20 protein-coding genes, 2 tRNA genes and 2 pseudogenes are annotated in these 18,228 nt (G+C 49.0%); 12 read left to right on the forward strand and 12 right to left on the reverse strand.

Translation table 11 applies throughout. The annotated features are described in order from the left end of the window. The 3 genes and pseudogenes from EVJ33_RS15650 to EVJ33_RS15735 all read left to right on the forward strand — a co-directional run. Positions 1-130, forward strand: a pseudogene (locus tag EVJ33_RS15650) (transposase); the annotation flags it as partial. 411 nt (positions 131-541) lie between these two features. After that, positions 542-1,132 (forward strand): annotated as a pseudogene (locus tag EVJ33_RS15755) (SH3 domain-containing protein); the annotation flags it as partial. A gap of 90 nt (positions 1,133-1,222) precedes the next feature. Further along, positions 1,223-3,190, forward strand: coding sequence for an SH3 domain-containing protein (locus tag EVJ33_RS15735; protein WP_304988508.1), 1,968 nt, complete (start codon positions 1,223-1,225; stop codon positions 3,188-3,190). Between the two features lie 41 nt (positions 3,191-3,231). Here the strand turns inward: EVJ33_RS15735 and EVJ33_RS11220 are convergent, their stop codons facing one another. From EVJ33_RS11220 to EVJ33_RS11230, 3 genes are read right to left on the reverse strand one after another with little or no spacing between them, the layout of a single operon-like run. Further along, positions 3,232-3,645, reverse strand: a complete 414-nt coding sequence (locus tag EVJ33_RS11220; RefSeq protein ID WP_131437171.1) for a hypothetical protein — start codon at positions 3,643-3,645, stop codon at positions 3,232-3,234. Next, entirely contained in the window at positions 3,642-4,196 is a 555-nt protein-coding gene (locus tag EVJ33_RS11225) for a hypothetical protein (RefSeq protein ID WP_131437173.1), read from the reverse strand. Before EVJ33_RS11225 ends, EVJ33_RS11220 begins: the two co-directional genes overlap by 4 nt. 2 nt (positions 4,197-4,198) lie before the next feature. Then, positions 4,199-4,558 (reverse strand): hypothetical protein, encoded by a 360-nt coding sequence (locus EVJ33_RS11230; RefSeq protein ID WP_131437175.1) that lies wholly within the window; start codon positions 4,556-4,558, stop codon positions 4,199-4,201. A 128-nt stretch (positions 4,559-4,686) separates the two neighbouring features. On the opposite strand from EVJ33_RS11230, the gene EVJ33_RS11235 reads away from it, so the two are divergent. From EVJ33_RS11235 to EVJ33_RS11250, 4 genes are all read left to right on the forward strand, one after another. Then, a tRNA-Gly gene (locus EVJ33_RS11235) sits at positions 4,687-4,760 on the forward strand. 16 nt (positions 4,761-4,776) lie between these two features. Further along, positions 4,777-4,850, forward strand: a tRNA-Gly gene (locus tag EVJ33_RS11240). Between the two features lie 179 nt (positions 4,851-5,029). After that, positions 5,030-5,830 carry an MBL fold metallo-hydrolase gene (locus EVJ33_RS11245; protein WP_131437177.1) on the forward strand — a complete coding sequence of 267 codons (801 nt, stop codon included), beginning with the start codon at positions 5,030-5,032 and terminating at the stop codon, positions 5,828-5,830. Between the two features lie 396 nt (positions 5,831-6,226). Then, a complete protein-coding gene (locus tag EVJ33_RS11250) occupies positions 6,227-6,433 on the forward strand; it encodes a DUF3006 domain-containing protein (protein ID WP_016508383.1) in 207 nt (68 codons plus the stop codon). 46 nt (positions 6,434-6,479) lie between these two features. On the opposite strand, the gene EVJ33_RS11255 is transcribed toward EVJ33_RS11250, so the two are convergent. Then, positions 6,480-7,031 (reverse strand): TlpA disulfide reductase family protein, encoded by a 552-nt coding sequence (locus tag EVJ33_RS11255; protein WP_131437179.1) that lies wholly within the window; start codon positions 7,029-7,031, stop codon positions 6,480-6,482. Between the two features lie 74 nt (positions 7,032-7,105). Between EVJ33_RS11255 and EVJ33_RS11260 the strand changes: the two genes are divergently transcribed. Next, a complete protein-coding gene (locus EVJ33_RS11260) occupies positions 7,106-7,957 on the forward strand; it encodes an aldose 1-epimerase family protein (protein WP_236634607.1) in 852 nt (283 codons plus the stop codon). Positions 7,958-7,992: 35 nt separating this feature from the next. Here the strand turns inward: EVJ33_RS11260 and EVJ33_RS11265 are convergent, their stop codons facing one another. The 3 genes from EVJ33_RS11265 to EVJ33_RS11275 all read right to left on the reverse strand — a co-directional run bounded on the left by EVJ33_RS11265 (position 7,993) and on the right by EVJ33_RS11275 (position 10,246). After that, the gene (locus EVJ33_RS11265; RefSeq protein WP_131437181.1) at positions 7,993-8,211 is read right to left on the reverse strand and encodes a PspC domain-containing protein; all 219 of its coding nucleotides are present in this window, start codon (positions 8,209-8,211) and stop codon (positions 7,993-7,995) included. 27 nt (positions 8,212-8,238) lie between these two features. Further along, on the reverse strand, positions 8,239-8,943 hold the full coding sequence (locus tag EVJ33_RS11270) for an SDR family oxidoreductase (RefSeq protein ID WP_131437182.1): 705 nt from the start codon (positions 8,941-8,943) through the stop codon (positions 8,239-8,241). A gap of 79 nt (positions 8,944-9,022) precedes the next feature. Continuing rightward, complete coding sequence (locus EVJ33_RS11275; protein ID WP_131437184.1) at positions 9,023-10,246, reverse strand: LCP family protein; 1,224 nt, start codon at positions 10,244-10,246, stop codon at positions 9,023-9,025. Between the two features lie 202 nt (positions 10,247-10,448). Between EVJ33_RS11275 and EVJ33_RS11280 the strand changes: the two genes are divergently transcribed. Further along, the gene (locus EVJ33_RS11280) at positions 10,449-11,363 is read left to right on the forward strand and encodes a hypothetical protein (protein ID WP_131437186.1); all 915 of its coding nucleotides are present in this window, start codon (positions 10,449-10,451) and stop codon (positions 11,361-11,363) included. A gap of 182 nt (positions 11,364-11,545) precedes the next feature. Here the strand turns inward: EVJ33_RS11280 and EVJ33_RS11285 are convergent, their stop codons facing one another. Together EVJ33_RS11285 and EVJ33_RS11295 are read right to left on the reverse strand one after the other, a co-directional pair. Further along, positions 11,546-11,770: a hypothetical protein gene (locus EVJ33_RS11285; protein ID WP_131437188.1), complete on the reverse strand. Its 225-nt coding sequence runs from the start codon at positions 11,768-11,770 to the stop codon at positions 11,546-11,548. Positions 11,771-13,016: 1,246 nt separating this feature from the next. After that, on the reverse strand, positions 13,017-13,388 hold the full coding sequence (locus tag EVJ33_RS11295; RefSeq protein ID WP_131437192.1) for a hypothetical protein: 372 nt from the start codon (positions 13,386-13,388) through the stop codon (positions 13,017-13,019). 102 nt (positions 13,389-13,490) lie between these two features. On the opposite strand from EVJ33_RS11295, the gene EVJ33_RS11300 reads away from it, so the two are divergent. Continuing rightward, positions 13,491-13,907 carry a VOC family protein gene (locus EVJ33_RS11300; protein WP_131437194.1) on the forward strand — a complete coding sequence of 139 codons (417 nt, stop codon included), beginning with the start codon at positions 13,491-13,493 and terminating at the stop codon, positions 13,905-13,907. A 15-nt stretch (positions 13,908-13,922) separates the two neighbouring features. Here EVJ33_RS11300 and EVJ33_RS11305 read toward each other — a convergent pair whose 3' ends face one another. Beyond that, positions 13,923-14,972, reverse strand: a complete 1,050-nt coding sequence (locus EVJ33_RS11305) for an NAD(P)/FAD-dependent oxidoreductase (RefSeq protein ID WP_131437196.1) — start codon at positions 14,970-14,972, stop codon at positions 13,923-13,925. Positions 14,973-15,161: 189 nt separating this feature from the next. Here EVJ33_RS11305 and EVJ33_RS11310 point away from each other — a divergent pair, with 189 nt between their 5' ends. Both EVJ33_RS11310 and EVJ33_RS11315 read left to right on the forward strand, forming a co-directional pair. Beyond that, a complete protein-coding gene (locus EVJ33_RS11310) occupies positions 15,162-16,010 on the forward strand; it encodes an ABC transporter ATP-binding protein (RefSeq protein WP_131437198.1) in 849 nt (282 codons plus the stop codon). 115 nt (positions 16,011-16,125) lie between these two features. Further along, positions 16,126-16,680 (forward strand): methyltransferase family protein, encoded by a 555-nt coding sequence (locus EVJ33_RS11315; RefSeq protein WP_131437200.1) that lies wholly within the window; start codon positions 16,126-16,128, stop codon positions 16,678-16,680. Between the two features lie 65 nt (positions 16,681-16,745). Here the strand turns inward: EVJ33_RS11315 and EVJ33_RS11320 are convergent, their stop codons facing one another. Beyond that, on the reverse strand, positions 16,746-17,555 hold the full coding sequence (locus EVJ33_RS11320; RefSeq protein ID WP_131437201.1) for a DUF368 domain-containing protein: 810 nt from the start codon (positions 17,553-17,555) through the stop codon (positions 16,746-16,748). A gap of 104 nt (positions 17,556-17,659) precedes the next feature. Next, positions 17,660-18,214, reverse strand: coding sequence for a GNAT family N-acetyltransferase (locus EVJ33_RS11325; RefSeq protein WP_131437203.1), 555 nt, complete (start codon positions 18,212-18,214; stop codon positions 17,660-17,662). Positions 18,215-18,228: the final 14 nt, after the last annotated feature.

The raw sequence follows: 18,228 nt of genomic DNA on the forward strand, positions 1-18,228 counted from the left end.
GGAGCGCTCGTTCGCCGACGGGAAGGAGCTCCACGGTCTCCGCTTCACGTTCTACCGGGGGAAAGAGGCGGTGGACCGCGCCAACCTGGTGGCAGCGACCGCACAAAATATGAAGAAACTGGCCAACCTGTTGGCCGAAAACGACCGTCTACATAGCATTTATTCAATTTTATGTCCGGCAGAGCGCCTCGAGCTCGTTGAACACAAAAAAAGACGAACCCATTCGCCAAAAGCGAATGGGTTCGTCAACAGCCTGAACCTCCTAGTAAATGGAGGTTCTTTTTAATTTACAAAATAATACATATTCATTCTAATTCATTTACCTTTTTTGTAATTCCACTCCTTCTTTCCAATTTTCAAATAAGATATACTTAGACCGCAAAGCCATAAACGAATACTAATTCACAAGTTTGTATTCACCGAAAGGGGTAAGACATTGAAACCAACGATCACAAGATTGAGTACAGCCGTACTGCTTTCTAGTACATTATTTATTACACAAGCGCCGACTCAATCATACGCAGCAACGTACGAAGGAACAGTGAATACGTCAATTTTGAATGTTCGCTCCTCAACATCTACAGCCTCACAAATTGTAGGAAAACTTACAAAGGGCAGTGTCGTCACTGTCTACTCAACAAGCAATAATTGGGCTCAAATTGACTTCAATGGCCAAAAGCGATACGTCTCTGCCAGTTATCTGTCTTTAAAATCGGCTTCTAATCAAGAGACGGCTCAACCATCTAAAGAATATATCGCTCAAGAAAACGTGAATGTAAGAGTTTCTCGGACAACTTCATCATCTGTCATCACGACCATTCCTAAAGGGTCAACCGTCACTTATTTGGCATCCTACGGTGCTACTGGTTCGTGGTTAAAAGTGTCTTACAATGGCAAAACAGGATATGTAGCGGCACGTTACTTTACAATTAAAGATTCCTCTACTGTCGTTCAGCAATCGACCTCTGTGAATTATGCAGCAAAAGCAACGGTTAATTTACGTTCAGGTACTTCGACAACAGCTTCGATTATTGGAAGTGTGCCAAAAGGAAGCATTGTCAGTTATATTTCTTCACATGGTGCGTCAGGATCATGGATGAAGATTAAATACAATGGAAAAACCGGGTATGTCGCAGCGGCATACTTCACTAAAGTTTCTTCCGGTTCTACTCCTTCTACACCTTCTTCGTCATCAACTCATACGACAAAAGAGGCTGTTAGCTTGAAGCAAGGAACATACAGCAGTGCAAAGACACTTACAAGCATTCCTTCAGGGGCACACGTCACATTAATTTCCTTACATGGAGCGACTGGATCTTGGGCAAAAATCACGTATAACAAGTTGACAGGATATATTCCAAACCGTAGCTTGCAGTCGATCGAGAAGCAAAATACGATTTCGCTTTACACACAACGCAACACTGCGGTCTATAAAACCAAATGGACGGCTGGCACTGTCTTAAAACAACTCCCACTGAATACAGAGGTTAAACAACTATCTGATTTGGGATCATGGATTAAAGTGTCTGTAGGATCAATTACCGGATACATTCCGAAACGAGATCTCGCTGAGACAAAAGTCGTGGCAACAATCACTCCGTATTTTGCTCAACAAGAGGCCTTGATGTATACATCAAGATGGACATCGAGTAAAGTGATTCAAACAATTCCATCAGGGGCAAAAGTCGAACATCTTGAGACCTATGGAACAAACAAGTCGTGGTATAAAGTTCGCTATGCGAATCAGACAGGCTATGTCGCATCTCGCAACTTTGCGTTAACGCCTCCTGTAACAGAACAATACGGAACCGAGCGGGAAGTTCAAGTCGTAGTCGCCAACAATGGCACGTTGAACGTCCGAACGAAGCCCGTGGACGGCGATGTCATCGGTACGCTCGCTAACGGGACAGTCGTCAAAGTAAAACCAATCGTCGGCAGCGACTGGGGGCTCATCTCGTATCTCCTTAACGGTTCGCTCGTAAAAGGATATATCTCTCTCACGTATACAAAACCGTATACGCCACCTGTTGCCGGTAGCAAAGAGATGGTGATCACACACACTGCTTATCCGTACACGCTCACTTCGATGATCGCGACGCAGCGCAACGTGTTCGCCCAGTCGGATGCTTACCGGACAGCGTACGCTTACGTGCCAAAAGCGTACATCACACGCGCTACAGCGACTGCTACAACCGGGACAGTCAACTCGACAGAGCTATTTACGACTTCATTCCAATACTTGAAAGCAACCGCTTCATCATCAGCGACAAACTTGGCTAGTCTCTCGACCAATACGAAGCTCGAGTATCTCGGCACTCAAAAGGTCGGCTCGACGACTTGGTTTAAAGTAAAGTCTGGTCTATTCACTGGATACGTCAGCGCAGCCAACGTCGCTGGAAACGTCAAAGTGTTGAAAGATGCCTCGATGACGGCACATTCGTTCGGGGTGCTCAATCCAGGCGAAGCGGTGGCAATCACCGGTGAAATCGGTCAATATTACACAATCAGCTACTACCGACCGAGCGGCTATAACATCCGTGTCTACGACCGCGCATGGCGTCTCGCGACGGATGAGGAAATTACGCGTCAAGTCTCACCGACATCGTTCGCCACGACGTCACGTGAATATTTCCAATTCCTCGACTTGTCGAAGAGTGCCGATTTGACGGCAACCGTCTTAAACAAATCGCTCATCGGAAAAGGGATTTTAGCAGGTCGTGGCCAGGCGTTCATCGACGCCTCACGCACACACAACGTCAACGAAATTTACTTGTTGTCGCATGCGTTGCTTGAAACCGGTCACGGCACATCCGCCCTCGCCACCGGGACGCTCGTCTCGACTGTCGACGGCAAAGCCGTTACTCCGAAGACGGTCTACAACATGTATGGCATCGGTGCAATCGATGGGAACGCCCATGTCAAAGGGGCCGAACGCGCTTATAAAGAAGGCTGGTTCACACCAGAAGCTGCCATCATCGGCGGGGCCAAGTTTATCGGCGACTCGTATATCAACAACCCGAACCGGAAACAGAACACGCTCTATAAGATGCGGTTCAATCCGAGCAATCCTGGTACGTATCAATATGCCACCGATATTTCGTGGGCGACAAAACAAACAGCCAATATTTATAACATGTACCAACAGCTCGACGCTTACACGCTTTACTTTGAAGTTCCAAAATTCCAATAACACAAAAGAGACACGCAGCCGTCATGGGCGCGTGTCTCTTTTCATGTCCATTCAATCGAGTCGATAATCGATTCGATCTCTAACTTCTCATTCGTCACTTCGTCGGCGACATACGTCAAAAACAAAAGCCGCTTTCCGTCTGTCAACGACCACACATCAAGATGCATGCCGTCCTCGATTCCGCTCGCATAGGCCGTCGTCATGCCGCCGGCCTCCGTTGTAACGCTCGGGGCGACTTTGATGTCGATCGGGAACTCGCCTAAAAACGTGTTCAACTCTTGAAGGGCCGCATCACTTGGGGCTTGCGCTTCTTCCGCTTCATAAATCGACATTTGAAGCGTTCCTTGTGCATCTGCCTCGACAGAGTAAAAACTGACGTGGTCTTCTTCTTCGTTGTATTCAAAGTGTTCTGGGTAGGATAGACGGATCCAACCGTCGATCTCATATTCCTTCATGCTGTTTGCTCCTTCGTTTTCTTGAATGCCAGCCCAGTCACCATTTTCGCTTGAAGCGCATATTTGAGACGCTCCGTCACGTAAAGGCGTTGGCTGTTTCGATCTTGGGCAATCATGTGCCCGAATAAGTTCAATCGTACTGTTTGATGTGATAAAAAATAGAGCCGGTCCGGATCTAACGGTCGATACTCACCGGAATCTTCGAGATGTTCAATCTCAAAGCGACGTAACACATTGAGTGCGCAGTATTGATCCGTCTTCCCGGTGCTCGTGTGCAACTCGACTCGAACGAGTTGAATATCGTATGGGCATACATTCATAAAAATTGGGCCGATTCGTTCGTGGATAAGTAAGACGCCCATATCCGTCTCAATCAAATCGGGAAGCGCCTGTTTGTCTTGAGAGATACTCAAGACAACATAAGGGCGTTCAGTCGGTGCGAGCAATTCCCCTTTAAAAAAGCGGAATCGTTGGATGCCGGTCAATACACGGGCCCGCCATGCACTCCCACGAGCTTCCGCTTCAATCCGATATAACCTTTCTCGTCCCACGACTACTCCCCCTTCAATTGTTTGAGCGACGCGACGAATCGTTCCCACTCTTGGTCATCACAGACGACCTTACTTTCAATTCCCCATTCTTCATCGATAGTCAAACGTACTTCATTCGTTTCGAGATGACGCGTGAGCTGAAGTGCCCCGATTTGAACGAATAGCGGTTCGACGATGAACTCGTTCGTCGCCGGACCGATCCATTTCAATCGTTCCGTTCGAAGAATCACCTGCCAGTCCGTCTCGTGATTAATTGAGAACATCCATTGACGAAGCTTCGTATCGTGGTTGAGTGGTTTGGATTGTTTCATCATCCGAAACCCTTCGCTCATCATCTGTAAATAGGATTTACGCTCACTCATGCCCCATCCACTCCTCTCTTCTATTATCTTAGCAAGACGACCTAGCCGCAACAACCAATGTTTTTTCAAAAAAGGGTTTGCAAAGCTAAAATCCTGTGCTATTATATTACCGTAACGTTAAGCGTTTCGCGGGTGTAGTTTAATGGTAAAACCTCAGCCTTCCAAGCTGATGACGAGAGTTCGATTCTCTTCACCCGCTCCAATTTTAAATTTCATATGCGGGTGTAGTTTAATGGTAAAACCTCAGCCTTCCAAGCTGATGACGAGAGTTCGATTCTCTTCACCCGCTCCAATTACCGACATATACGCGAGAGTTTGCTCGCACACATAACTGCACGGTGTACCGTGCCTGAAGCAGGACGTCATTCGACGTTCTGCTTTTTTGTTTTTTACGATAATAGCAGTCATACCGACGACGCTTAAATGATGGCGATTCGGGAAAAGGATGGAAGACAAGAAGGAGGGATTCCCGTGATTCAAGTACGTCTTCAACCGTTCACCGTGTACGAGAGCGCTTTAATGCGGACGACTTCGACGTTAATCGAGACGAATGAGAGCTTGATCGTCATCGATCCGAACTGGTTGCCTGAAGAGATTGCTACCATTCGCCGCGACGTCGAACTGCGTCGACAAGGAAAAAAGCTGTATGTTATCTATACACATCAGCACTATGACCATATCATCGGGGCTTATGCGTTCCCTGATGCGACCGTGATTGCGTCTCAAGCGTTCGTCGAGACGGATGCGAGTTCTCAGCTCAATGAGATCCAATCGTTCTACGAACAGTATTACATCGATCGTCCCATCGTCAAACCTACTGTCGATATTATGATTTCGGAAGATGGTACCCTCGCACTCGGCTCCACTCCCATCACGTTTTTATTAACCCCTGGTCACGAATCGACTCATATGTCTTTAATCGTCGAACCGCTGAGACTTCTCGTATGCGGAGATTACGGTTCCAATATCGAACCTCCGTTCATCGAGCATGACGCCGAAGCGTATGTAAACTCCTTGCAAAAGCTTCAGTCTGCCATTTACGAGTATGAAATTCGTTGGCTCATTCCAGGTCACGGTGATTTATGCGATGATCGCAGCAAGATGATAGAACGGCTGAGCGCGGCCGAAGAGTATATCCTCGCTCTGCCCGAGGAACGCGTCTGGTCCCCCCATTGGCCCGAGCACGCTTTCTTCCAACGTGTTCATGAACGGAATCGGAAGCATGTCGAACAAAAAACGAAAGAGCGCGAGTCGCGCCAACAAGATTATTGACACAAAAAAATCGCAACGTCTCCCCAAGACGTTGCGATTCCCCCCTATTATGTAGACCTATTTCTTTATGACGCGCTCTGAACGGACCGTGAACATACGGTCAATCCCATAAATGGTCACGCCGGTGAAAGCGAGCAATCCAATCATAGCTGATGAAAACATTGACCATACCCCCATTGTTCACAAATTCGTCAAAATCACCCCGTGCCTTCATTATAGAAGAAAACAAACAAAAAAGAAAGCGTTTTCTTCTAACTTTCTTCACATTTCCGTCACCGCTTCATGTTCATGTTTCCTTGTCCAACCTCGCTCAAATATGTGTAGCTTTTGTGTAATGTGGGAATACACTCTATAAGAATAAAGAGACAGAAAGCTGTTCGTTGAGGAGGAAGAGGCATGATTAAATACGGCACATTGGTGCGGGTCGAAGGGAAGTATGCCGTGTTACGTTGGAACAACGGTTCGAGTTTTATCCCGAGACGATTCTTGCCATCAGAAGCACGTGTTGGCGATACAATTATTCGAGATAACCACCATTATTATCTCGAGGAAGACATGACACCGAATTTCGATGCACTGATCAAACAACATTATAAAAAGTAGACAAAGACAGACCGGTTCACTCCCAGTCTGTCTTTGTCCGTTCCATTCATTTCGTTTGATCACGCAACCAATCGAAATCAACTGGTCCGACTTGTTTGGCGGTAATCACACCGTCTGGACCAATGACATAGGTCGTCGGCAGAGCAACGACGCGATACGTCTTCTCGACCGCCCCGTCCTCGTCCAGTAAGACCGGGAAACTGACCGGGACTTCCTGTAAAAAAGCGTCGACGTCTTGTTTGCCGCGGCGTTCGTTTTTCGTCGCGTTCACCCCGAGCACCGGAATACCCGTTTTTTCACCAAACGCAATCAACTCGGGCAGTTCGTCTCGACACGGTGGACACCACGAAGCCCAAAAATTTAAGACGACTGGTTGTCCTTCGTAATCGGCGAGCGACAACCGTTCTCCCTCGGTTGTTTCGAGGTCAAACATCGGCGCTCGCTGACCGACCTCGAGTCCCCCGAGGACGCTATCGTCCGTGGCGATGCTGACTGCCGGCTCATTCGCTTGGCTGTTAAACTCGTCATATCCTTTATAGCCCAATCCGGCGATGAGGCCTGCCATGATCAGCCCGATAGCTAGTTTATGAAATCGCATGATTTACCCCTTGTCCTGTGTACTATTCACTCCTAAACTTAACTTATCACATCATTCAAAGGAGAGTAACTATCTTGCAACTTCACAATGAGAAAGTTAGCGTCACTTTAAAAGCGCACGGCGCCGAAATGACGAGTTGGAAAGTCGATGGGACGGAACTCCTTTGGCAAGGCGATCCGACATATTGGGGGCGGCAAGCCCCCATCCTGTTCCCGTTCGTCGGACGACTGCTCGACGACCGTTACTTATATGACGGGATGACGTACACGATGAGCCAACACGGGTTTGCGCGCGATGAACTGTTTGAGGTCGCCGAGGCTTCCGATACACATGTCCGTTTCCGCCTTCGCGATTCGGTCGAGACGTGCAAACACTATCCGTTCTCCTTCGAACTGAACGTCATTTATCGTCTCATCGGCGAAGAGTTGAGTGTGACGTATCGTGTCGTCAACCGAGATGACGCCGTCCTCCCGTTCAGCATCGGCGGACATCCTGCCTTCAACATCCCGTTTGCGGGGGGCACGTTCGAAGACTACACAATCGACTTTGGGGAGACGCGAACGCTCGACCGGTTATTGCTGGAAGGTCCGTACTTGACGGGTGCCTATCAACCGCTCGGAGAACGCCGGTACATCCCGTTGACCCATCACCTGTTCGACCAGGACGCTCTCATCTTTGAACAAATCGAATACGCGGCGCTCAGACATCAGCCGAGCGGTCGGGCCATCGTCATGGAGTCCCCGCATTTCACCCATTTTGGTATCTGGTCGCCTCCACAATCTGACGCCCCGTTCGTCTGTCTCGAACCTTGGTTCGGACACGCCGACTACAAAGGTCATCGAAAAGACATCCGCCATAAAGAAGATATGCAACTGCTCGACCCAGGCGAGTCGTTCGAGGCGACTTACACCCTATACACCGAATAAAAAAACGTGCTGACCGATGTGGTCAGCACGTTTTGTTAAAAGCGATTCTCTTGCTCCGCCTCATACTCTGATGGCGGTTTTTTCATGACGATGGCCAGGACGATATAAATCAATAGACCGGGACCCCCAAACAAGGCGAGCACGACGAAAATGATACGCATTAACGTGACATCGACGCCGAGGTATTTCCCAAGTCCCGAACAGACACCGGCAATCATTTGATCAGACGGATCTTTATACAATTTTTGTTCCATCAGGACACCTTCTTCTCCAGATTTTCGTTAGCGTTGTGGTCGACGAAGCGTCGTTCTGCCACCGGTCGCCACTTCTCCACGACTATCAAAATCGAGCGCTTCATTGATTGGGGTACTGCCGGATTTCACTTCGATTCGACGGCCATACAACCCGCGATTATCAAGCGAGGCAGCGATGATCGTCGCGACGTCCGTTTCAGAAATCGTCGCACCACTCGCATCACTTAAATCTTCCGATGCCTCAATCGAGCCTTTTCCTGGCCCATCCACAATGGTCACTGGGCAAATGATCGTGTAGTTTAAACCGCTATGTTCGATATACTCATCGGCCGCGTTATTGGCAGACAAGAAGTTGAAATGTTCTTTCGGTGCCGCGTCCGGTTGATCCGCGCCGTATGCACTGAGCAAGACGACGTGACGGACACGTTCTTTTTTAGCAGCGTCGATTGCTTTCATCGCGACATTGCGGTCCAGCAGTTCGATCTCCTTGCTCGACCCATCTGCTCCTGCCGTTGCTGCGATGATGACAGCATCTTGTCCCGAAGTCGCCTCGTGAATCCCTTTATCCAATTCTTTCTCGACGTCGACGGTGAGCACGCGTGCACCCATCTTTTCATACTCTGCCTGTAGTTCAGGATAACGAATTAAAGCGGTCACTTGATGCGATTTGGCTAAACTTTTCAATACACGTCTACCGATCTTTCCTGTTGCTCCAATGACTAAAACTTTCATTCAAATTTCCCTCCTCAAAAGAGTAGTTCATTTGATTAAATTTCCTCTTTCGGAACAGAATCAAACCCATTTCGTGAAATTATCTCACCGTTCCCCACATCGTCAAGTCGAGAGCGTCACGGATGGCTTGAACACTTGCTTCGGTCGGTTGATAGTAATAGATGTTATCGATGTAGGCGTCTTCCCCTTCAATTTGAAGTTTATCCACCTGCGGTTGTAGCACCATCGTCATTCCGATTGACGCCATCTGCAACGGGTTCATTTCGAGCCCCATCTCGTCTTTCATGAAACGATACGTCGCCGGGATTTTCGTCCATCCCGTCGGACTGGCCAATTTGTCGGCAACGGCCGACATAACCTCGGTCTGGCGGTTCGAACGAGCCCCGTCCGTGTCTGTCTTCCGGTGACGGGCGTAAGCAAGCGCCATATCCCCGTCCATGGCATATGAGACGCCTTCCGTATACTCGTACGTTTGATTGAAGCCTTTCTCACTGAACGAGTGTGTCGCTGTGACGTTGACGCCACCGACGAGGTCGATCAATTCCATGAATGTTTCAAACGTGATCACGACTTGACCGTCAACCGAGGTTTCCGTCAGTCCTTCCACCGCCCCGACCGTACAATCCGCACCGCCATACGCGAACGCGTGGGTGATCTTATCACCTTCTCGTTCTGGTTCACAAGGAATCGCTGTATACGTGTCCCGCGGAATCGAGACGTTTTGGACAGTACGTGAACGTGGTACAAATTCCATCAGCTGCAAGGAGTCCGTCCGTGATCCGGATAATGATTCTCCGACGCGGGCGTCACTTCCCATCACTAAAAACGTAACAGGACGCGTTCCCATATAGCCGACCCCGATCAGGATGAGCAACAGGACAAGCAACAGCTTCCCTTTCCACTTCCTGCGGCGTGGTTTGTCTTTCGGTGCGGCCGTCTCATGTTTGACATGATTTCGTTCCGGTTCTCGTGTTTGTCGTCTCGGCTCACGTCGTTCATCTCGACGCGGCTTTGATTTGCGTTTCGTTCCGAACGGAAGGGTTAACTTTGGTTTCAGTTTCGATTTCCGAATGTCACGCGCTGTCTTTTTTGGTTCAGACGACTGTTCGTCCGCGCGGTGTAGAAACGGATGCTCGCCTTGTGTGGCCTCTGCTTGCTTGCCCGACTCGCTTCTTTCCAGGTCTTCTTCGTTTGTTTGATGATGTATCGTTTCGTGTCGAGCTTGTTCGTTTAACTGAGCCTGTTCTCGTTCGAGCTCACGTTTTCTGCGTTCGACACGTGATAAGTATTGATCGTCACTCATATGCAATCCCTCTATTATGGTTAGATTTTCCTACATTATCATCGACAAACGTCATTCTGACAACGGTTAGCGCAAAAATCCGTCTCAAGCATGAGACGAAAGGGTTGTTTTGAATCGAAAGCGGGAAAGGAATAATAATTGGTGTCTGCCTATCTTCAGACAGGCAGTTTGTTCGACGTCCTCTTGAAAGGAGGGAGAGCTAATGCGTATCGGGAAGTTACGGATGTTGCTCGAGCAGTACGGCGAAGCGACGCTTCGTGATGTGATTGTCGAGATGTATCGAAACATCCCTAAAACCGTTATTGAAGAAAAAGAGATCGATTTTATGGTCAGCCAGTTCACACGATATAAAGAACAAAAATCGTCAGACGAGCGTCATTCGCTCTCACAAGCGATCGTCCTCGCCGAGCGTTTTGTCGAATTGGCTTATGATCACTTATATGTAGTACCGAACCAAGTGATGAGTGAACGTGACCAGAAAAACTGGTACATTCATGCGAAAAAAATCATTCGCGATTTAGCCTATTACGCGGATGACGAGCCAGAGGCCCGGACGATGTACGAAGAAATGTTTTTATTGCTGTCGTCTTCAGCGGGAGAAGAACCGCTCTTCACAACGAGCGATCCTTTCCGGTTGTTAAAATTGTCTCAAACCACGATGTTATCCCAACTCATTCATTACTATCAACTCGACGCCCCCACCACCGCCGTTTGGATCGACCGTTCCTTATATACCGCACTTCATGTCCCAAAAGACGTTGACTCTACCCGGGTCGACCTGCTCTCGACACTCCTCGATCACTCGTATAACTTATCCGAATGGAACTTGCTGCACGAACGTCTGACAACGTTGTGCGACCGCACATTAGCCAAAGCTCACACAGACGAGAACGCACTTGCCGATTATCAAGCCTTGAAAATGCTTGAACTGGAGTTACTCGTGGAACGCGGCCAGTTATCAGAAGCCGAGCAAAAATTGTTCGCTGAATACATTCCTTTCTTCGCCCATCGTTCTGAGCCGTTTAAAGTGTATGTCAATATGCTTGAAAGTCGTGGACACGCGAACGAAACGAAACGGTTGCGACGACTCGCCAAAGAAAAACGGATTCAATTTTAACCATACAAAAAAGGGAGTCAATCGACAGCGTCGGTTGACTCCAAAACATGATATGAACGAGGGGTGTTCATCTGAAAAGGAGGAGGGGAGTTGGTGCAGAACTTCCTTCCTACATCATTAGTATAAAATAGATTTGAAACCGCTTCCGGTCCAGATATTGCATTTTTGTGAACGTTTTCACGTTATTCAATGGCATTGATAATCCCAAGACCAATCACGGACAATAGTACAATCAATACAAAAATGAACACCATCTCGTTCGGGGAGCGAAACCCTTCATATAGTTCTACCGCTTCATCAACGATGACGTTCTCATGAACAACAACCGGATTCGTTTCCGCCTGCGTCGTATCCGGTATACCGATCAACACTACTGCTAACAACCAAAAACTGATTACGTATCGCATAGTCGTCTCCTTGACTTGTTTCTTATTTCATCAGTATAGCATGTCTTTTTCATTTGACATGGCTTGGACTGTTTCCAACTTAAACAAATCTCACACCCTAGTTCATTCTCCCCCATCTGGATTCCCTCTACATATTTAGTCTAGGTCTACGCCTTCTCTTAAGCCATTTTTTACGGTATCTCGTCAGAAATGGCGACAATTTTTTATAGGGACACCGCGTTCACCTCCCAAAAAATGTTCATCAATTTAATACGGACATTTAAATGTGGTAGCGCTTACAATTTAAGGGTATCTCATTTTATACAGAAAGTAGGATTGCTCGGATGAAGCAGACGTTTACAATCAAAGAAAGTCGCCACCTTCCACCCCACCTTCGATTTTTGCTCCACAGTCTTTACCCCTCTCAACGCGTCCCAAATTTATTCAGCCTCCCACCGAAGTGCTCGGTATACACCGGTTGGCTAGGGGATGATCTCGTGGCCGCCGTCACCGTGGATTATCGGGACCTCCACACCACCCACCAGATTCGCTTAGCTGATGCGGCGTACAAAGACACCACATCATTACGTGGATTGATTGACCGCGTGCTGTATCAATTTCATTCACAGATCCGGCAAAAAACAACGGTCTCTTTAAACGTCCGGAACGAACGGAATCTCCAACGACTCGATCCCTTCACTGCCATCGGATTCACCACTCACCTCGAGTCGACGGTCTATGACTTACCGCTACTTCCGTTCCGAAAACATACATTCGCGCAATGGAAAATCTGTCTTGAGCACCCAGACACGTATGGGGTATGGTCATCGACCCGCAATCAGTATGCTCGCCTTCTCCCTGGCGCCTTACCGGTTTCAGAGCGAACCGTTGACGAATGGCACCAAAAACAAGGCGCGTTCCATTTATTAAAACGGGACGGGGCTGTCGTAGGCACGATGTATAGCCGAATCGAATGTTCGCGCTTGCATATTCACGAGCTCCACATGACGTGCAATTCGTCTACGGTTCGAGAAGGGGTCTCATTTCTCCAGCAATCATCCTACATAAAAATGAAAACCCTTCAGGACGTCAAGGTAACTGTAACATCGCTTCAACCAAGCGTACGAGACGCCCTACTCATACAAAAAGCAACCCGAACACCTGTCAGCACTTACACACTATTGAAAGAGTTGACTCCATATCCTTCTGCATAGTAAAAAACACGAAACGTACTGGGCCCTTCAGCGGACTCGTTCGTTTCGTGTTTTTATTCGGCAGCGTTTGTCGATTCCATCGCGAGCGGTGGCATCTGTTCAAAAAGATCGGTTCTAAGTCCTGTATCGCGTCGGTCCAACGATTCGATTCGATCGAATTGGATCTCGCGGTCCGCCACACTGAACCAATAGGTGATGTGTGGTTCGTCTGCGAAACGCAAGGCGTAATTGGAACCGTTCAAGTGAAAGTCCACTTCCGTCGACAAGATTTCGGAAGGACCAATTTTTTTATGTGTCGTCAATCGCTCCAGGACGACTTGTTCTTCATTGATCCGATAATCGACAAACGTCGCAAGTGAGAGTCCAAACACAAATGACACCAGCGCGAATGCACTGATCAATCCAAGAGTGATCTTTCCGTTCATTTCGTCGTCCCTCCCTCTTTTAGTATATCGGATTCTGACAAAACGTTGTGAAGTGACATTTTGTTCAAGTTTCGTCAAACTAGAGTTTGAGGAGGGATTATGATGCACATTGACCATACCGGAATCGCCGTCCGTGATTTAGACGAAGCGATTTCTTTTTACACGACTGTCCTACATGGGAAACTCGTCGATCGCTACACGAACACGGCGGTCGGCGTCGAGACGGAGATTGCCGTCATCCACGTCGGTGACGATGTGATTGAACTGTTGTTGCCGACGAGCCCAACGAGTCCGATCGCTCGTTTCATGAAAGCACGAGGCAAAGGCGTCCACCATATCGCCTATCGTGTTGACGACTTAACGCAATCAATCGAGTCGCTCAAACAGGACGGCATCTCCTTTTTAGAGGACACGTTGCGGACGACGGCAAAAGGCCGACGTCTCATCTATATGGACCCCCGTCATTCGGGTGGCGTCATCGTCGAACTATGTGACTATCCGACAACAAACAAGCAGTGAGGGATTTGAACGCCCTCACTGCTTTTGTAATGCCTGCTCGATGATATCACGGTTCTTGGTCTTCAATCGTTCGTTGTGCGAGGACACCATCGCCGCTTTCGTAGCATCCGGATCGATGAACGTCTTCGCCCGGTTGACAGCGTTGGCCGCATCTTGGAAAGCCCCCGCGATGAGGTGTACTTTTCCTTCATGCGTCAAAATGTCACCAGCTGCGTAAAGACCCGGCACTGACGACTCGCTACTCGCGTTGCCTTTTACGTAAAAACCGTCTACCATCTCGATCTGAAGTTCGCAATCACCGAGAAGCGCAGAGTCTTGCTCATACCCGTGGTTGATGACCACCTCGTCCACTTCCACGAGTTCGCGCGCGCCTGTCCCGCAATCGACGAGCGCCACCGCGTGAATCGTCATCCCATCCCGGGAGATGAGGTCTTCGATTTGCGTATGCAACCGACAGTCGACACGGCCACAAAGCAACTTATCGACTTGCGACTCATGACCTTTTAACGCTTCTTTCCGATACGTCAAAATGACGCGCTCGGCAATCGGTTCGAGCTCATTGGCCCAATCGATGGCACTGTTCCCGCCCCCTGAGATCAATACCGTTTTCCCTTTGAACGCCATGAGCGATTTGACCGTATAGTGTAAGTTCGAGACCTCAAAGCGCTCCGCACCGCTGATGTCGATTTTTTGCGGCTGTAAGATGCCACTCCCTGTCGCGACGATGACGGTCTTAGAAATGTGCTGTCCGTGTGTCGTATCGAGTACGAAATGGCCTTGGCTATTCTTCGTCATCGCTTCGACTTTCTCTCCGAGCACGACGGTCGGATCAAACGTCAAGCCTTGTTCTACCAACTGTTCAATGAGTCGGGCCCCAGTCGTCGGGGTGACACCGCCAACATCCCAAATCATCTTCTCTGGATAGACATGGATCTTGCCGCCGAGATGTGGTTGAAACTCGATTAACTTCGTCTTCATTCCACGGAGTCCACTGTAAAACGTCGCATATAGCCCGGCCGGTCCGCCTCCAATAATCGTTACATCATATAGGTCTTGTTCGCTCATCTTCCTCACCCTTCCTTCAAACTCCATCGCCACTGATTATCATTCTCATTCACTATACCGTGAAACACGCTTCTCGACAATCTATTTTGATATCAAACAAACATTGACACGACGGAGCGGGCTTGCTATAGTAAACACGATATTGAGAATCATTATCATGGGTGTCATCTACGGAAAGGGGAATCCATTATGTCACGGATACATACGACGGATATCGAGGTCGGATATGGGGACAAGACGATTGTGAAACAATTGAGCTTGTCGATTCCTGACCATAAAATCACGACAATCATCGGACCGAACGGTTGTGGAAAATCGACGCTTTTAAAAGCGATGACACGGATTCTTTCCCCATCCAACGGCTCTGTGCATTTAGACGGAGCTGACATCGCGAAATGTAATACGAAAGAAATCGCCCGTAAGATGGCTATCTTGCCTCAAACGCCTGAAGGTGCCGGTGGCTTGACGGTAGGCGAACTCGTTTCCTACGGTCGCTTCCCCTATCAATCCGGATTTGGCCGCCTCTCGAAACATGACCACGAAGTCATCGATTGGGCGCTTGACGTAACCGGGACGCTCGCTTATAAAGACCGTAGCGTCGATGCTCTTTCAGGCGGACAACGTCAACGTGTATGGATCGCGATGGCACTTGCCCAAGAGACCGATTTAATCTTCTTGGACGAGCCGACGACGTATCTCGATTTGGCCCATCAGCTCGAAGTGCTCGAGCTGCTCGAGACGCTCAATCGAGAGCAAGGACGAACCATTGTCATGGTGCTCCACGACTTGAACCAGGCCGCTCGTTTTGCCGATCACATCGTTGCGATGAAAGACGGCGAAGTGCTTGCGACGGGAACGGCTGAGGAAGTTATCTGTCCGCTCGTCCTCAGACAAGTATTCCACATCGATGCGATTATCGGCCGCGATCCACGGACCGAAAAGCCGATGTGTCTCACGTATCACTTGATCAAAGAAGACATCCGCGAAGCGTCTCAAGACAAACAGGTTGCCGCGGCACTACTTGCCAACGCTTATTGAGTGATCAAGCGCTATTTGACGTCCCGCACATCGCGAGACGTTTTTTCATTCATTGCGCGTTTTCAGGGAGGAAGACACGGGTATTGAGTGGAAGATATGGGAAAGGGGGCACGTTATGGATTGGTTAGACGGGTTATTCATTCTCATCTCGGTCGCATGGATTTATGAAATATGGCGTTACCGAAATCGGTCCGAGCCGACCGACGGTGCCAGCGAGCACGCTAGTTTTTACATTGTTTCGTTCATCATGGTCACCGTGTTCGCCGTTTCCATCGGATTATCCGTCTGGACGGATGTACGTCAAACGCTTCCACAGCGTCTGCTCGGACTCGGTTGCTTCGCAGCCGGAGTGTCACTTCGCTATTGGGGCATCGGGCAGTTGCGCCATCAATTCACCCGCCACGTCGTCGTCCGACCCGCCGATGAAATCGTCAGTTCGGGTCCGTATCGTTATTTACGGCATCCGCTCTACACAGGCCTTTTGTTTATCACGCTTGGGTTCTCGCTTTACTTCACACATTGGGGCATCGCCTTGTTCGGCACATGTTCAATCGGTTTAGCGCTGTTATGGCGAATTCACATTGAAGAGAAGATGCTGACCTCTCATTTTGGGAGCGCGTATCGAACATGGGCCAAATCGCGCAAACGATTGATCCCGTTCATCTATTGATTACCGCTCCGGAACGAACGAAAAAAACATGCACGCCGTCAATCGATGACGGTCGTGCATGTTTTTTATACAGAGAAACGTCCGAGCAGACGGACAATCATAAAACCCGCCACGAATGAGAGAATACTGAGCACCCACATGACCGTCGTGTCCGGGAGACCCGGGAAGACGACCGCGAGCGAACCGATGACGAGGCCTAAAATGACAGAAAACGTCATGCCTGGAAAATGACCGAGCAAATAGCGAATCACTTTACTGCTGACGATGAACCCGACCGCCACCCCAAGACCGACGATGCCGATAATGAGGATATTCAAGTTCGATAACGCACTGATAACGGTCGGATAGACACCGATCAGGAGCAAGACGAACGAACCACTAATCCCTGGCAACAACATAGCCATACTACCGAGCCATCCCGAGAAGAACAACAGAATCGCCGTCCCCGTCGAAAGTTCCGTAATGATCGCCGTATCCGCCGGTTTGATGATGGCCATGCTCGCCACAAGAATCGCTCCGATCACCATGGCGACGATATGTACCGGACGCATGACCGCACGCGATCGAAATTCAAACAAGAGCAACGGGATAATCCCGAGAATCAACCCGATGAAAAAGAACTGGGTCGGCTCATAATATTCAAGCAGCAAAAACTCAATGACGCGGCTGAGACCTAAAATCGCACCCGCCATCCCGATCCCGAGCGGAATCAAAAACAAGATGTGCTGTTTCCAATGTCGACTGAAAATCCCGCTGATTGCTTCAATCAACCGGTCATAAATCCCTAAAATAACTGCAATCGTCCCGCCGCTGACGCCAGGAATCAAGTCACTCGTCCCCATCGCGATGCCGCGCAGGATATTTTTCCATTCCATACATGATCTCCTTTTTCGCTACTGATTCATTTCAAGCATTTAGTATAGCCGAGTCACAATCATTTTGCATCGGTTTTAAGACTGAGAAGGGATTGATCGTTCAGTCAAAGCGTGAGCACCATATAATCGAACCGCCCCCCGGAGATGTCAATCTCTTTCTCTTTCTTGAAGCCGAGACGCTCATATAGCCGCCCGGCTGCCGGGTTCGTCTGGTCGACGTTGAGCGTAACTTGCGGGATACCTGTCTCACGCGCGTGATGGATTGCTTGTTGAATCAGTTTCGTTCCAATCCCACGTCCACCGAACGACGCGTCGACGGCGACCGAATCGATGTAGAGCACATCGCCTGACGTTTCGACATCAAGGTCGTCCGGCTGCCCTTGTGCGTTGAGCCACGTTTTAATCGGTTCATCCAACTGCGCGGCCCGTTCGCCGTGATACGCAATCAAAATCCCCGCCACCGTCGCCTCGGTCTCTGCCACCCAAACGTTTTCGTAACTCAAGCGGTTTCCCGGTTGACCAACCCACATCGAGAGTCGCTCGAGCACTTGTTTTTGATTTGACGTACCGGTCAACGAGTACGCAATTTCGTGAATCGCCGCGTAAACGAGCGGCGCGATTTGTGTGCTGTCATCCGGTGTCGCTTTTCGAATATTCATCTTGATCGCCTCCA

Origin of the sequence: Exiguobacterium sp. SL-10 (genome assembly GCF_004337025.1) — a bacterium.
In the GTDB taxonomy this organism is placed as follows: domain Bacteria; phylum Bacillota; class Bacilli; order Exiguobacteriales; family Exiguobacteriaceae; genus Exiguobacterium.

Bases quoted from the DNA above. Each gene is read 5' to 3' on its own strand.
- EVJ33_RS11310 (WP_131437198.1), top strand. From the start codon at position 15,162: ATGTCACGGATACATACGACGGATATCGAGGTCGGATATGGGGACAAG.
- EVJ33_RS11320 (WP_131437201.1), bottom strand. From the start codon at position 17,555: ATGGAATGGAAAAATATCCTGCGCGGCATCGCGATGGGGACGAGTGAC.
- EVJ33_RS11295 (WP_131437192.1), bottom strand. From the start codon at position 13,388: ATGAACGGAAAGATCACTCTTGGATTGATCAGTGCATTCGCGCTGGTG.
- EVJ33_RS11255 (WP_131437179.1), bottom strand. From the start codon at position 7,031: ATGCGATTTCATAAACTAGCTATCGGGCTGATCATGGCAGGCCTCATC.
- EVJ33_RS11305 (WP_131437196.1), bottom strand. From the start codon at position 14,972: ATGAGCGAACAAGACCTATATGATGTAACGATTATTGGAGGCGGACCG.
- EVJ33_RS11300 (WP_131437194.1), top strand. From the start codon at position 13,491: ATGCACATTGACCATACCGGAATCGCCGTCCGTGATTTAGACGAAGCG.
- EVJ33_RS11270 (WP_131437182.1), bottom strand. From the start codon at position 8,943: ATGAAAGTTTTAGTCATTGGAGCAACAGGAAAGATCGGTAGACGTGTA.
- EVJ33_RS11220 (WP_131437171.1), bottom strand. From the start codon at position 3,645: ATGAAGGAATATGAGATCGACGGTTGGATCCGTCTATCCTACCCAGAA.
- EVJ33_RS11265 (WP_131437181.1), bottom strand. From the start codon at position 8,211: ATGGAACAAAAATTGTATAAAGATCCGTCTGATCAAATGATTGCCGGT.
- EVJ33_RS11315 (WP_131437200.1), top strand. From the start codon at position 16,126: ATGGATTGGTTAGACGGGTTATTCATTCTCATCTCGGTCGCATGGATT.
- EVJ33_RS11275 (WP_131437184.1), bottom strand. From the start codon at position 10,246: ATGAGTGACGATCAATACTTATCACGTGTCGAACGCAGAAAACGTGAG.
- EVJ33_RS11230 (WP_131437175.1), bottom strand. From the start codon at position 4,558: ATGAGTGAGCGTAAATCCTATTTACAGATGATGAGCGAAGGGTTTCGG.
- EVJ33_RS11280 (WP_131437186.1), top strand. From the start codon at position 10,449: ATGCGTATCGGGAAGTTACGGATGTTGCTCGAGCAGTACGGCGAAGCG.
- EVJ33_RS11285 (WP_131437188.1), bottom strand. From the start codon at position 11,770: ATGCGATACGTAATCAGTTTTTGGTTGTTAGCAGTAGTGTTGATCGGT.
- EVJ33_RS11325 (WP_131437203.1), bottom strand. From the start codon at position 18,214: ATGAATATTCGAAAAGCGACACCGGATGACAGCACACAAATCGCGCCG.
- EVJ33_RS11250 (WP_016508383.1), top strand. From the start codon at position 6,227: ATGATTAAATACGGCACATTGGTGCGGGTCGAAGGGAAGTATGCCGTG.